Source organism: Clostridia bacterium (assembly GCA_012840125.1).
GTDB lineage: Bacteria > Bacillota > DULZ01 > DULZ01 > DULZ01 > DULZ01.
The window spans coordinates 1-14,408 of sequence record DULZ01000080.1; the positions used below are offsets into that span (position 1 = coordinate 1).

Annotated in this window: 12 protein-coding genes; 2 read left to right on the forward strand and 10 right to left on the reverse strand. The window is 54.7% G+C overall.

The genetic code is table 11. The features are described from left to right. Positions 1-85: 85 nt before the first annotated feature. From GXX34_09125 to GXX34_09145, 5 genes are all read right to left on the reverse strand, one after another. The gene (locus GXX34_09125) at positions 86-1,495 is read right to left on the reverse strand and encodes a purine/pyrimidine permease (GenBank protein HHW07670.1); all 1,410 of its coding nucleotides are present in this window, start codon (positions 1,493-1,495) and stop codon (positions 86-88) included. Beyond that, positions 1,495-3,132, reverse strand: a complete 1,638-nt coding sequence (locus GXX34_09130; GenBank protein HHW07671.1) for an AMP-binding protein — start codon at positions 3,130-3,132, stop codon at positions 1,495-1,497. The genes GXX34_09125 and GXX34_09130 overlap by 1 nt, the downstream gene beginning before the upstream one ends. Positions 3,133-3,280: 148 nt before the next feature. Further along, positions 3,281-3,826, reverse strand: a complete 546-nt coding sequence (locus GXX34_09135) for an NADH peroxidase (protein ID HHW07672.1) — start codon at positions 3,824-3,826, stop codon at positions 3,281-3,283. Positions 3,827-3,950: 124 nt separating this feature from the next. Next, positions 3,951-5,039 carry a hypothetical protein gene (locus tag GXX34_09140; GenBank protein HHW07673.1) on the reverse strand — a complete coding sequence of 363 codons (1,089 nt, stop codon included), beginning with the start codon at positions 5,037-5,039 and terminating at the stop codon, positions 3,951-3,953. A gap of 110 nt (positions 5,040-5,149) precedes the next feature. After that, entirely contained in the window at positions 5,150-5,434 is a 285-nt protein-coding gene (locus GXX34_09145; protein HHW07674.1) for a phage holin family protein, read from the reverse strand. Between the two features lie 211 nt (positions 5,435-5,645). Here GXX34_09145 and rpsT point away from each other — a divergent pair, with 211 nt between their 5' ends. Then, complete coding sequence (gene rpsT, locus GXX34_09150; GenBank protein HHW07675.1) at positions 5,646-5,921, forward strand: 30S ribosomal protein S20; 276 nt, start codon at positions 5,646-5,648, stop codon at positions 5,919-5,921. 25 nt (positions 5,922-5,946) lie between these two features. Here the strand turns inward: rpsT and holA are convergent, their stop codons facing one another. Beyond that, positions 5,947-6,975, reverse strand: coding sequence for a DNA polymerase III subunit delta (gene holA, locus GXX34_09155; GenBank protein ID HHW07676.1), 1,029 nt, complete (start codon positions 6,973-6,975; stop codon positions 5,947-5,949). 187 nt (positions 6,976-7,162) lie between these two features. Between holA and GXX34_09160 the strand changes: the two genes are divergently transcribed. Beyond that, complete coding sequence (locus tag GXX34_09160; protein ID HHW07677.1) at positions 7,163-8,470, forward strand: purine/pyrimidine permease; 1,308 nt, start codon at positions 7,163-7,165, stop codon at positions 8,468-8,470. On the opposite strand, the gene GXX34_09165 is transcribed toward GXX34_09160, so the two are convergent. The 4 genes from GXX34_09165 to rsfS all read right to left on the reverse strand — a co-directional run bounded on the left by GXX34_09165 (position 8,451) and on the right by rsfS (position 14,408). Next, positions 8,451-10,778 (reverse strand): DNA internalization-related competence protein ComEC/Rec2, encoded by a 2,328-nt coding sequence (locus tag GXX34_09165; GenBank protein HHW07678.1) that lies wholly within the window; start codon positions 10,776-10,778, stop codon positions 8,451-8,453. The two genes, GXX34_09160 and GXX34_09165, sit on opposite strands and share 20 nt — an antisense overlap. Positions 10,779-10,808: 30 nt before the next feature. Further along, the gene (locus tag GXX34_09170) at positions 10,809-11,417 is read right to left on the reverse strand and encodes a ComEA family DNA-binding protein (GenBank protein HHW07679.1); all 609 of its coding nucleotides are present in this window, start codon (positions 11,415-11,417) and stop codon (positions 10,809-10,811) included. Positions 11,418-11,535: 118 nt separating this feature from the next. Then, positions 11,536-14,007 carry a leucine--tRNA ligase gene (locus tag GXX34_09175; protein HHW07680.1) on the reverse strand — a complete coding sequence of 824 codons (2,472 nt, stop codon included), beginning with the start codon at positions 14,005-14,007 and terminating at the stop codon, positions 11,536-11,538. Between the two features lie 44 nt (positions 14,008-14,051). Beyond that, a complete protein-coding gene (rsfS, locus tag GXX34_09180) occupies positions 14,052-14,408 on the reverse strand; it encodes a ribosome silencing factor (protein ID HHW07681.1) in 357 nt (118 codons plus the stop codon).

Here is a 14,408-nt window from a genome sequence, read left to right on the forward strand (position 1 = left end):
CGTGATCATTATAAATCTTGCCAGTTTGTTGTCAAAGAATACATGGAAGGTGCGAGCAACTCCCGCAGCGGTTAAAGCCGGGCTATTACCTGCCGGCCCGGAACACCAGGTGCTCCAGCAGCAAGACCAGCACAATGCCCATCAAAAGGCCGTTACCGCACACCAGCTGGAAGACCACCGGCAAGCCGGCATAAGCCGCCGGCGGCACGAACATTAAGCCCACGCTGATGCACAAGGTTAACCCGATAATGATTAGATTGCGCTGGTTGAGCCGGACCCGCAGGAGGTTGGTAAAACCAATGCCCACCATGCGGGTAAAGGCCACAAAGGAAACGGCATAAACCACCGGGGCCGGGATGCTGGTGAAAAACTGGCCCAAAGGCCAAATCAACCCTACCAGCATCAAGATCACGGCAGCCAGCAGGAAAGGAAGGCGGGCGCCCACCCCGGTCATTTCCACAAAACCGGCGGCATTGGCGATGGGAACGGTGCCGATCCCGGCCAGGAGGCCGGAAAGCAAATTGGAAATGCCGTTACAGACCCCGCCCTTCTTGATGGTGCCCGCCGGCAGCTCTTGTCCCAGCACGGACCGGGCCGCCGCATAACTGGCCAGGTGATTGGCCACCAGCACCAGGCAACAAATGAGGGCCGTTACCGCCACCGCTGCCGACACCCGTGGTGCACCCCAGGCCAACAACTGGGGTAAATAAATAAGGCGGTCCGGTACCGTCCCGGCTGCCTGGGTGCCCCCCAGCCCCAGCAGGCTGTACAGCCCCCAGCCCACCAGGAGCCCGATTAACGCCGAAAAGTTTTTCAAATAGGCATTGCCTCGATAACTCAAAAAGGTCACCAGGGCCACCACCAGGATGCTGCACAGGGCCACCAAACCCCTGACCTGCCCGTTTTCATATCCTACCATGCCCTGCACGAAAGTGCCGGAAACCTGTAAGGCAATAAGAATCAGGGCCATCCCAATGACCAAAGGGGTAAACAGTCTCTGGATGGCGTTTAACACCCCGCCTAAACTCAACAAGATCATGAGCACGCCGGCAAAAATCAAACCAAACTCCATGGATTGCAGCACTGCTCCCGGGCTTTGCCCGGCCGGCACTCCCGCCTGGTAGGACAGGATAAAAATGCTAAACCAAACGGCAGCCACGCCTTCCGTGATGGGGACCCGGTGCCCCCACATTACCTGCAATAAGGAACCGAGCCCCACCAGGAAGGTGCTCCTTTGTACCAGCGCCGTAGTCTCCGCCGGGGGAAATTGAAAAATATCTCCAATAACCAAAGGATAGATCAAATTGATCGAATACATGAACAAAGCCCATTGCAGGGCCAGCAAGACGGTCTCCGTGGGGGAAGGACGATCTTCCAGCCGGTAATGCAGCTCTTGCTCCTTTTCCATCTCCGTCACCTCCGGTGTTGATTTAGCATCTCCTGCTCCGGAAACGGAAACGCTGGAGATTACCTTCCCCAGCGTTAGGATAGACATCAGCTTTGGGTTTGTGCCGCCACAAGCCTAGTTGCTCCGTATTTTTCCCGTAATTTAGGTTTTTCAATCTTGCCGGTGGGATTCCGCGGCACCCGGTCGAAGATGATCCGGCGCGGCCGCTTGTACCTGGGCAGCTGCTTGCAGAACTCATGGATTTCCTCCGCCGTGCACGCCACCCCAGGCTTCAATTCGATGATGGCTGTGGCAATTTCACCCAGCCGCTTGTCGGGCAGCCCGATGACCGCCGCATCCTTGATGGCATCATGCTGCCGCAGGAAGTCCTCGATTTGCACCGGGTAGATGTTTTCCCCGCCGCTGATGATCACGTCTTTCTTCCGGTCCACCAGGTAGATAAAGCCGTCCTCGTCCATCTGGGCCATATCACCGGTATAAAGCCAGCCGTCCTTCAGCACTCTGGCGGTAGCTTCCGGATCCCGGTAGTAACACTTCATCACGCCCGGGCCTTTCACCGCCAGTTCCCCTACCTGCCCGGGCGGGACGGGGTTGCCGTTCTCGTCCACGATCCTGGCCTCCCAGTTATGACCGGGTATGCCGATGGCCCCCACCTTATGAATATTCTCCACCCCCAAGTGCACGCACCCGGGACCGGTAGATTCGCTTAAACCATAGTTGGTATCGTATTGGTGATGGGGGAAGTGTTTTTTCCAGCGGTGGATGAGGCTGGGCGGCACCGGCTGGGCACCGATATGCATCAGCCGCCAGCTGGAAAGATCATAGTCTTCCAGCGTCACGTCCCCTCTTTCAATGGCATCCAGGATATCCTGGGCCCAGGGCACCAGCAGCCAGACAATGGTAATTTTCTCTTCAGACACGGTTTTCAGGATCCATTCCGGCCGGACGCCCCTTAAGAGGACGGCTTTGCTGCCGGTAAGCAGGCTGCCGAACCAGTGCATCTTCGCCCCGGTATGATACAAGGGGGGAATGCATAAGAAATTATCCTCCCGGGTTTGTCCATGGTGCGCCGCTTCGGTATAACAGGAAGCTACCAGGGCGCCGTGCCTGTGCAAAATGGCCTTGGGGAACCCCGTCGTGCCTGAAGAAAAGTAGATGGCGGCATCATCTTCATCGGAAATCTCCACTTCCGGGGCCTCCGACGGGCAGTTGGCCGTGAGGCGATCATAGTTTTCCGCGAAAGTGGGCCGGTTTTCGCCGACGAAAAAGATCAATTTCACTTGAGAAATAATCTGGTTGTAAATAGTCTCAATGCGCCCGATAAATTCAGGCCCAAAAAGCAGGGCCTTGGCTTCACTCAACTCCAGGCAGTACTTGATCTCCTCCGCCGAATAGCGGAAATTCAAGGGAACGGCCACGGCCCCGGCTTTCAAAATGCCAAAATAAATCGGCAGCCATTCCAGGCAGTTCATGAGCAAGATCGCCACTTTGTCGCCTTTCTTGATACCTCTTTTGATGAGCAAGTTGGCGAGACGGTTAGCCTTCTCGTCAAAAACCCGCCAGGTCATGGACCGCCGGTATTCGCCCAGGGGGCTGTTTTCAATGAGTTCATAATCAAGCCAGGTAACCTTGTGTTCCTCCTGCAAATCCATATTGATCTCGGTTAAACACTTCTCATGACCGTACAACCTTGCATTTCTGGCTAAGAATTCCGTAATCGGCATGTCAGTTTCTCCTCCCATCCTGCCATACTACGCTGAGGTCGTATAAATACTTATCTTAGATTATAAAATGACCAAAGTCATTTAGCAACCGTCTTCCAATTGAAAAAGCCTACCGGCGGTGTTCCCGCCGGTAGGCCTAAACCCGGATTTACTTGAAATATCTCTCCAAGAGCCCTTTGAAGGCTTGGCCGTGCCGGGCCTCGTCTTTGCACATTTCATGGACCGTATCGTGAATGGCATCCAAACCGAGCTGTTTCGCTTTGGCTGCCAGGTCCTTCTTACCCTGGCAAGCCCCGTATTCGGCTTCCACCCTGGCTTGCAGGTTCTTCTTGGTATCGGCGTAGACCACTTCCCCCAACAGTTCGGCAAACTTGGCCGCGTGCTCTGCTTCTTCGAAAGCGATCCTCCGGTAAGCTTCCGCCACCTCGGGATAACCCTCCCGGTCAGCCTGGCGGCTCATAGCCAAATACATCCCTACTTCCGTGCACTCACCCATGAAGTTGGCCCGCAGTCCCTCGATAATCTCCGGATCCACGTCTTTGGCCACACCAATTCTATGTTCATCTGCCCAAACCAAAGCTCCCCCTTGCTGTTCTACGAACTTCTCCTTGGAAGCCTTGCACTGTGGGCAGGTATCCGGCGCTTCATTGCCCTCATAAACATAACCGCAGATTTGACAAACAAATTTCTTCATTGTAGAAGACCCCCTCCTTGAATTTGAATGCTGCAAAATTTAATTATTAGTAATCGTTACTAATATTGTACAATTGTTTACCCTCCAAGTCAACAATTATTTTCCGTTTTTGTCTCAATTAATATTAAACCTCGGTGTTCCTCAGGACCTGGTAAAGAACATCGGCAAACAGCTCCACCGCCGCCAGCGCTTCATCCAAGGAGTTTAAGTCATTGCCCACTTCCAACAGGACGGCTCGCGGGTGCAGGTGCTGGTTATACCGGCCGCTTTGCACCCGGTAACCCAAGGACAAACCGGGATACAACTCATCCATTTTCTCCGCCAGCTGCCTGGCAAATTCCCGGTTCTGCATCCAGCCGGGATGAGGCAGCCTGGCATCACTGCCCACGATTAACCTGATCTGGGCGGTTTTCCTCCCGTTGATGGTAGCCGTCAAAGGCTTCGACTGGCCTGCATCCCGGTGAACGTCAATGACCACCCGGGCTTGGGGATTCCGTTTGAGCATGTCTTCCAGGGTTACCGCCGCATTGGTGTATGACTTTTCAAACTCGGGATAATCATGAATTGTTTCCGAACGTTCCGTCCTCATACGGTATTTTTGCTGCAGCACATTTTCCAAGTGAGCGGCGGCTTTGACAACGCCCGCATTCTCCCCTTCTTTCTTGCTGACCCCGTCGGTAGCCCGGTAGGTTTCGGCGTTATGGGTATTAATGATAATCACTTCCGCCCCTTCCGCTACAGCTTGTACCGGAGGCTCCGGTTCCGGTACCGGGGCTTGTGGTTCCTCCGGGGGCACATCGGGAATCTCCACAATGGATTCATCTTCAAACAACGGATAGCTCTCCACTTGGGACGCCGCCAGGGCTTCCATGGCTCCCACCGCCGTCATCCCTTGTCCAAACAGGGAGCGCGGGTTTGCCAGGTCCACATTAAAAACGGCTCGCATGAAAGCGGTGACGTATCCCTCCGGTGGAAGGTCCGCCTGCCGGTGGACAGGGGGCAACCCGCTCCTCAGGATGTTCTTGTAGGTCTGGCTATCAACGCCGGCGATAGCCAAGATCTGCTTTACCCGGTCCGGGCCATTCCCCTGGCCGGACGGGGCAGAAGGGGAATATAAGAGGGCGATGCTCAACAGGATACCGACCGCCAGCATCAAGAAGGGTTTGCCTCGTCCCATCATGTTCAACCGGCGGCGCAAGTAGAAACGTATCATACAGGCTGTCCTCCCCTCTTTCAGCATATTCTATTTCTATGCCCAAAAAGGAAGGTTATGCCATAAATAAAAAACACCCCGGAGGTGGGGTGTTCGGAACCATGAATGGATTAACGCAGCTCCGTAGGTACAAAGGCGTCGATGACACCGATGACCAGGGCGGCCAGCAAAGCACCCAGAATATTAACGCTGAGATAATTGGGCACGATGAACTGGGCCAAATAGATGACTACCGCTGCCACGATAAAGCCGACAATGCCCCTACTTTGGGGTGAGATTTTTTCGCCTAGAATCAGTTCAGCCAGGTAACCTAAGACAGCAATGACCACAGCAGCCAAGAGTGCACCCATGAAACCGTTGACGGAAATGCCAGGTAAGAGCCAACCTACCAGCATCAAGACCAGGGCAGACACGATAAACCGTACAATCGTACCGATTAAGCTTCCCTTCACCTGGATTCACCTCCTTTTTCCAAGACTAATAATAGTTTTCCCGAAAAAAGGAGGTATATACCGTGTCCATGCCTTGATTTACTTCAATCCACATGTTAAAATGTACTTTGTTAATTATTGCTTTAAAGTCCACTGCTAGGAGGTGACAAAACCCGTGGCTAATATAAAATCCTCGATCAAAAGAATCGAAATCGCTAGGAAACGTACCCGCATCAACGCTGCCCGCAAGTCGATGATGAAAACGGCAATCAAGCGTTTCGAGCAGAGCCTGGCTTCCGGCGAGCCTGAAAGAATACAAGCCACCTTTAAGCATGCCATTAAGACCATTGACAAAATGGCATCCAAGGGCTTAATCCATAAAAACAATGCCGCCAGAAAGAAATCCGCCCTGTACAGGAAGCTCAATCAAACCAAGCAAGCAATCAGTTAACAAAGGCCTAGCGGCCTTTTGTTTTTTATGAACATAATTCCAGGATGACCTGCTCCAGCAGGTTCGCCGGTTCCCCTTGGCCTCGCTTGATGGCCACATCAACGTCCAGCAGCTTGGCCAAAGCTTCAATCAATTCCTGCCGGCGGTAGTACCTGCTCTGGGCCAGTGCTTTCTTCACGGCATAAGGATGCACTTGCATCTGCCGGGCTATGTTTTCCTGGGAATAACCTTCCTCCGCCAGGGCTTGTCCGTAGAGGATGAGCCGGAACTGGCGGGCCAGCATGCCTAGAATCATCAAGGGCTGTTCCCCGGTGCGCAGCATGGCTCGCAAATGCCAGAGGGCGGCGGCGCTTTCTTTAGCCCCTACGGCATCGGTCAAAGCAAAGATACTGTACTGCTCCGGAAAACTCATAATCGCTTCCACATCTTCCGGCCCCACTTCTCCCTTGTCGCCCAGGTATAGAACCAGTTTTTCCAACTCCTGCACCAGCAGCCCCAAGTCGCCCTGGTCCCGGGTCACAATGTGCTCCAGGGCTGCGGGCGAAATATTCTTACCCCGCCCCGCCAACCAGTCTTTCACGAAATCTTTTAAGGCCGTGCCGGCCAGCGGCCGGCTTTCCCAGACCACTCCCTTGGCGGCCAGTTCTTTGTAAACCTTCTTGCGCTTATCCGGGTTACTCGCCGTCAAAAACACCAGGCAAGTAGTGGGTGAAGGTTCCTGCAGGTAGGACAATAAGAGTTCATCCGCTTCTTTACTACCCGCCGTTTCCTTGCCGGTGCCCTTACCGTCAAACCAGGGAGCATTTTTCACTACCACCAGTCTTTTTGCCCCAAACATCGGCACCAGCCAAGCGCTTTCCAAGACGGTAGATAAAAGCACCGCCTCCCCGTCAAAGACCTCATAATTGACGTCGTCGGCACCGTTCTCCAGCAGCTTTTCTTCCAAACAATATAAAACCTGTTCTTTAAAGTAGGCGCCCTCACCGGCCAGCAAATACACCGGGGCGATGCGCCCCCGGCGGATATCCGCCAGGATTTTCCGGAAATCTTGCATAGTTGTTTTTTCCTCCCGGCCTTAGTTCCCTGATTTAGTACTATTTTAATCCAAGGCCGGGTCCCTCACAAGAGAAGCCGGTGCCACGGCAGGCAAAGGTTTCCGCCGGACGGCAAAAGAGACAGGCGGCACGGCAACGAGTCGTGGTATAATGTGGATAATAAACTATGGGGAGAAGGTGCCGGTTTTGAGCAAGATTCGCTTACATTATCAATGGGATGACCACCCGCCTTTGGGTGAGACCCTCCTGTACGGATTGCAGTGGTTCATCATCACGGTCCCCATCGTGATTATCATCGGTCGGGTGGCGGCGGAACTCCACGGGTCCCAAGCAGTCTTTCAAGTCGGTTACCTCCAAAAACTGTTTTTCCTCACGGGAGCAGTTAGCCTGGTACAGCTTTTCTGGGGACACCGCCTGCCGGTAATCACCGGGCCGGCTACTGTGCTCCTGATCGGCATTATGGCCAGTCAGGGGGAAGACTATCACGAGGTCTATTCCGCCATCATGACCGGGGGCTTCTTGCTCATGCTGGTCAGTATCACCGGGTTTTTCGGGTACTTGCGCCGGCTCTTTACTCCCCGGGTGGTGGCCACGGTACTGATCCTGATCGCCATCACCCTTACCCCGATGATGATTGACCTGATTACCGGAAGCGGTGAGGACGACGGGTTTTCCCGCTTCCTCTTTGCCCTGGTTTTCGTCTTCGCCATGTTCGTCGCCAATCGCTACTTGACCGGCATCTGGAAAGCAACCTTGATCTTGTGGGCCATAATCTCCGGTTCCGCTCTTCATGCCTGGCTCTTTCCCCCGGAATCCGCCGGCACACCGGCCGGATTCCCCTTGGCCGCCGGCTTTATGGACAGCTTCGGTTTTCAATTTTCCCTTAATCCGGGCCTGGTCCTGTCCTTTTTGTTTTGCTTCCTGGCCCTGGCCGTAAACGATCTAGGCTCCATCCAAGCGGTGGGAGAAATTGTCCGGCCGGATCACCTGGAAAAGAGAATCACCAGGGGCATTGCCGTCTCCGGCCTGGGTAACACCCTGGCGGGCCTCCTCGGGGTGCCGGGACCGGTCAACTTTTCCCTTACCCCGGGGGTGATTGCCGCCACCGGCTGCGCTTCCCGGCATACCCTGACACCTATGGCCTTGGGATTGATTGTTTTGTCCTTTCTCCCCCGTACCATTGCCTTCATGAGCCGGATTCCCCTCTTAATCACCGGCAGCACCGTTTTGTATATTATGTGTTCCCAAATCGCGGCAGGATTAACCGTTTGCGCCGGCGCCGCGGAGGAGTTCAAACTGGAGCATGGACTGGTGATGGGATTCCCTATCTTGTTAAGCATCATCGTTTCCTTTTTACCCGAACATACCGTGGCGGATTTTCCCGCCCTCCTGAAGCCTGTATTGAGCAACGGCTTCGCCGCCGGCGTTTTCACCGTGTTGATCATGGAACACATTATTTTCCGCTCGCCTAGAACTATTCGACCCCGGCAATAAAAGGGGTTATTTGCATCTTTTGCCCATCGGTGCTCACAATGACGGCGCCGTGCTCATCGGTACGGTAGATGTCCACTCCTCTCTCCTCCCAATAGCGGACCAGCCGGGGTGAAGGATGGCCATAGCTGTTGCGGCCCACCGACAGGACCACCGCCACCGGGTTGATTTCGTCCAGGAAGGGCTCATAGTAGCCGGTGTGGCTGCCGTGATGAGGCGCTTTAAACACGTGCACAGGGCCAAAATGCCCCTGCCGGAGTAAGCGCTGGAGTCCTTCCACCTCGATGTCACCGGTGAGCCAGATCCCGGCTGTACCGTACTTGATTTGTAAAACCAAAGAATGATTGTTATCCGGAGCTGAAGTGAAAACGGGAGAACGGCCCGGGGGATTCCACACCCTGATCTCCATGCCCCTCTCCAGGATGAGCCTGTCCCCGGCCATTACTTCCCGGACCGGTACCCGTTTCATGGCCGCCAACTGCAGCAGTTGGTCGTAACCGTTCCCAAAAAGCTGCCCGGGCGGGATGATGACGGTCCCGGCGTCCAGTTCCGCCAGCACGTCCTCCAACCCCTGCAGGTGGTCCGTATCCGGGTGGGTACTGATCATGAGGTCTACTTTCTTGATACCCCGCCTGTGCAAGTATGGTACCACCACTTCCCGGCCGACCCGGAAATCGCTTTGGTGCCAGGCCGGGGTGCCCCCTCCGTCCACCAGCACGGTTCGGCCCCCGGGGGTATGGATGACAATAGCGTCTCCCTGTCCCACGTCGAGAAAAACGATTTCTAACGGGCGAGGCGTGTTTTGCTGCCAGAGAAACACAGCGCTTACCAGCAGGCCGCCGCCCACCAGGGCCGCCTTACCGTAAGGCCGCAGCCCGGCGCGGAAATCCTCGCGCACCGCCAGTTCCCGCACCAGCATACCCACCAGGTAATAGCTGATTATAGCAGCCGGGGCCGGGGTAGCCACCACAAAAGCACTAAAAGGCAGGGCTTCCAATGGGGTACATAACCGGACGATCCCTTCCACCAGGGCCCCGGCGGCTAAAAGCATGAAACCGGCCAGGGCGCCGGAAACCAGCGACGCGAAGAACGCCACCAGGCCCAGGATCACCACCAGGCCGGCCAGGGGCACAATCACCACATTGGCGAAAATGCCCATGAGAGAAAAAAGGTTGAAGTAATAAGCCGTCACCGGCAAAACGGCAATCCCGGCCGCCAGCGGGATAACCAGCACTTCGCGCCAGGGCAGGGTGCGGGGCAGCAAGGCGCTCACCAGGGGACTAAAGTAGACAATCCCCCAAGCCGCCAAAAAGGAAAGCTGGAAACCGCTGTGAAAAAGATAGAAAGGATTATACAACAGGATGATCAAAGCAGCGGCGGCAATGCCGGTATAAAAATCCTTTTCTTTTTTCAGGACATCCCCGAGCAGTACCACGGCAGCCATCAAAGAAGCTCGCAGCACGGAAGGAGCAAACCCGGTGGCCGCGCAATAGAAACCAACCAGCCCCAGGGCCAGCCAGAAATACACTACCGGGCCAAGACCCAACAGTTTTTGCAGCCATTTGGTCAGGACCAGCAGGAAGCCCACATGCAGGCCAGAGACGGCCATCAAGTGCATGATGCCCAGGGTGAGAAACATCTCCTTCAGGTCCTTTTCCAAGGCCGTTTTGTCCCCAAAAATCAAAGCCCTGGCGACGGCCCCGGCCCGGGTAGACATGCTTTCATCAACTCTGTTTAAGAAAACCGTCTTGGCTTGATAGATCAGGTTTCGCCAGTGGAGAGCGTCCCTTTCCAAAACAGTGATGCTTTCCGGTTCAGCTGATAACTCGGCTACGATCCCCAGCTGCCAGAGATAAGCGCGGTAATCAAATTCCCCCGGGTTCCGGGCTTGTCTTGGCCTGGCCAAGAAACCACGGGCTTTGATCACGTCTCCCGGCTGCAAAAACGCCCGCTCTTCTCCCCTCACTACCAGCTGTATTTTCGCCCCCTGGGGTAATTGAAGCGTATAGAGAGTCCTGGTGGGATAAGAAGCAGGTTCAGAAACGATCCGGCCCGTCACCTGTGACTCCCGGTCTAAGGGCAGGGAAGCTAAGAGACGGTGCTGGTAATCCGTTTTTAGCTGGTAAGCCAAGCCGCCCAGGCAAAAGAAAGCCACCAGCAAAAGCCAGCCGGTATTTTTCTCCGGCCGGCGGCTGCCCAGGCACCAAAAAAGAAAAGCCCCGGTGAACAAACCCAGCCACCAGAGCACGGGCATTTTGATCCAGTGGGCGGTTAAGATGCCCACGGCATAGAGCCCGGTTACAAATACCAAAATCCTTTCTTTCATGAGCGCCCTTCAACCTCAATGAGTAATCAACGGTACCAGGTCTTGATATCTCTTTTCCCCGATGCCGGAGACATTTTTCAATTCATCCAAGGACCGGAAGGGTCCGTGATTATTCCTGTAATCAATGATTCTCTGGGCCAGGGCCGGGCCGATGCCGGGAAGGGTCATCAATTCCTCCCGACCGGCGGTATTGATATTGACTTTTCCGGTTTCCCCTGCCGGTTGATTCCCCTTCGAACCCGGTACCCCGGTTCCCCCGGCACCGTCATTCCGGAAAGGAACGTAGATCCGCTGTTCATCTTTTAAATAAGCGGCCAGGTTAATGGCGTCCAGATCCGCTTCCGGCAACGGCTGGGCTAAGGCCAGTACATCTTCCACCCGGCTCTTTTCCCGGAAAGCATAGACCCCCGGGCGCAAAACCGCCCCGGCCACATGGACCTTCAATTCCGGTGCCGGTTCCTCCCGGACCTGCACGGCCGCCTGGGTATCCCCCGTTTCCAGCAAGAAAACGCTTTCCCCTGCCGGATCCTGCTGCCAGCGGGTGTACATCACCCCTAAGCCGAAAGCCAAGATGAAGAGTAAAACGGCTAGAGCTTGCTGTACCTGGCGGGACAGCCCAAACACCGTTTTCACCCCACTTACCGAGTTAAATTACTGAATTTTTCGTCATTAATTTGTTTTTTCCTTCCGTTATTTACAAAAAGTACAAAAAGCGGCTGTCCCGTGACAGCCGCTTGGCATGCTATTTCACTACGATGCTGATGAGTTTGTTCGGCACCACCACGAATTTGATGATGTCCTTGCCGGCGACGAAATCCTGCACCCGTTTTTCCGCCAGCACGACGGGTTTCAGTTCTTCTTCCGGCATGTCCTTCGGCAAGCTCATCCTGGCCCGCACCTTACCGTTAATCTGGACAGCCACCTCCACCCGGTCTTGCTCCAGGGCTTTTTCATCGTAGGCAGGCCAGCTCTGCAGGTGGACACTGTCTTCGTTACCTAATGCATGCCAGAGCTCTTCCGTAATGTGAGGGGCAAAAGGAGCCAGCAGCAATACCAGCCGTTCCAAGCCAAACCGGACCAGCGGTAGGTTTTCTTGCCCGCCGGCCTTCTGGTCCCTGTAATCGTGCAGGCTGTGGACCAGTTCCATGACGGCGCTGATGGCGGTGTTGAAATTAAACCGCTTATCAATATCCTCCGTGACTTTCTTCACCGTCAGGTGAATCATGCGGCGCAGTTCCTTGTCCGCTTCATCCAGGGCTTCGTCCTTAGGTGCCACCATTTGCACCTGCCGGTGGTAGCCGTACACCAAACGCCAGACCCGGTTCAGGAAGCGGAAGCAGCCCTCCACCCCCTGATCGCTCCACTCCAAGTCTCTTTCCGGAGGCGCCGCAAACAGGATAAACAGCCGGGCCGTATCGGCACCGTATTTCTTGATGATTTCTTCCGGGCTGACCACGTTTCCTTTGGACTTGGACATCTTGGAGCCGTCTTTCAGCACCATGCCCTGGGTCAAGAGATTCTGGAAAGGTTCATCACATGTGGTCAAGCCCAAATCCCGCAGCACTTTGGTGAAAAACCTGGCATACATCAAGTGGAGAATGGCGTGTTCCACCCCGCCGATATACTGGTCCACATTCATCCAGTAACCGGCTTTCTCCTTGTCAAAGACTTCCCCGTCATTGTTGGCATCGCAGTAGCGCAAGAAGTACCAGGAGGAGTCCACAAAAGTATCCATGGTCTCCGTCTCCCGCACGGCCTTTTGACCGCACTGCGGGCATTGACAACCGGTGAATTCCGGCATGGATTTTAAGGGAGATTCCCCCGTGGGCTTAAACTGCACGTCCTCCGGCAGGATCACCGGCAGGTCTTCTTCCGGCACCGGCACTACACCGCATTGATCACAATAAATGATGGGGATGGGGGTGCCCCAGTAACGCTGCCTGGAAATCAACCAGTCCCGCAGCCGGTACTGCACTTGAAAACGTCCCAGTCCCTGCTGTTCAACGTATTCAGTGATCTTGGCAATAGCCGTTTTATTGTCCAGGCCGTTAAAAGGACCGGAATTCACCAGGAAGCCTTCCGCCGGGAACGCTTCCGTCATTTCGTCCGGCTGCAGGTCTGCTCCTTCCGGCTGCACCACAATGCGAATGGGCAGGTTGTATTTCCTGGCAAACTCGAAATCCCGCTGGTCGTGGGCCGGCACGCCCATGACGATACCGGTACCGTAATCCATCAATACATAATTGGCCACCCAAATGGGAATGCGCTCGTTGTTTAGCGGGTTAACGGCATACGCCCCGGTGAACAAACCTTCCTTCTCCTGCTCGGCCCGCTCAATGCTGGACATCTTTCTTACCCGCTGGACAAACTCCTTCACCGGACCTTCATAGGGAGTACCCGCTACCAGTTCCGCCACCAGGGGGTGTTCGGGGGCCAGCACCATGTAAGTAACCCCATAGACGGTGTCGGGCCGTGTGGTGAAAACGGTCAAATCATGCCCGGCCTCGGTTCTGAAGCAGATTTCCGCCCCCTCACTGCGGCCGATCCAGTTAAACTGCATGGTTTTGACTTTCTCCGGCCAGCCGGGCAGTTTTTCCAAATCCCGGAGCAGTTCATCGGCATAGTCCGTGATCTTGAAGAACCACTGCTCCAGTTCCTTCTTGTCCACTACGGAGTCACACCGTTCACATTTCCCGTCCACCACCTGTTCGTTGGCGAGCACCGTAGCGCAGGAAGGGCACCAGTTGACGGCGGCCTTTTTCTTGAAGACCAGCCCGCGTTTGTAAAACTGCAAGAACAGCCATTGGGTCCACTTGTAATAATCAGGATTACAGGTGGCTACCTCGCGGCGCCAGTCATAGCTAATCCCCATGGATTTCAACTGCCGTTTCATGTTGGCGATATTCTTCCGGGTCCAAATACTGGCCGGAATCCCGTGCTGGATGGCGGCGTTTTCCGCCGGCAGCCCGAAAGCGTCCCACCCCATGGGGTGCAGCACGTTATAACCCTGCATCATCTTAAAGCGAGCCACCACGTCACCGATAGAATAATTGCGCACATGGCCCATATGTAAATTCCCCGACGGGTAAGGGAACATTTCCAGTACATAATATTTCTTTTTACCGGGATCCTCGTCTACCTGGTACATGCCTTTTTCTTCCCAGTATCCTTGCCATTTCGGCTCTATTTGCGAAAAATCATACCGTTCCTGCATACCTTCACTCCCCTTACTGGTACTGTTGCCAAACTTTTACCAATCTAAACAGGGTCTATGAGGTCTGTGATTACTCTGGCGTCTCCCCATAACCTTTCCAAATTATAATACTGCCTCTGTTCCGGCAGGAATATATGCACCACCACGGTACCGTAATCCATCAGGACCCACTGGGCCTCCTGCAAACCTTCAACGCGGAAAGGCCTTATCCCCTGCTCTTCCAATTTCTCTTCCACATGCCTGGCGAGGGCCTGCACCTGGATGCGGGAATTACCGGTGGCAATCACAAAATAATCGGTGATCAAGGTGAGGTCTTTTACTTCAAGGATCATGATGTCAGATCCTTTCTTCTCTTGCAGAGTCTCTGCCACCAACTTCAGTATATCACGGGTATCCTGCAA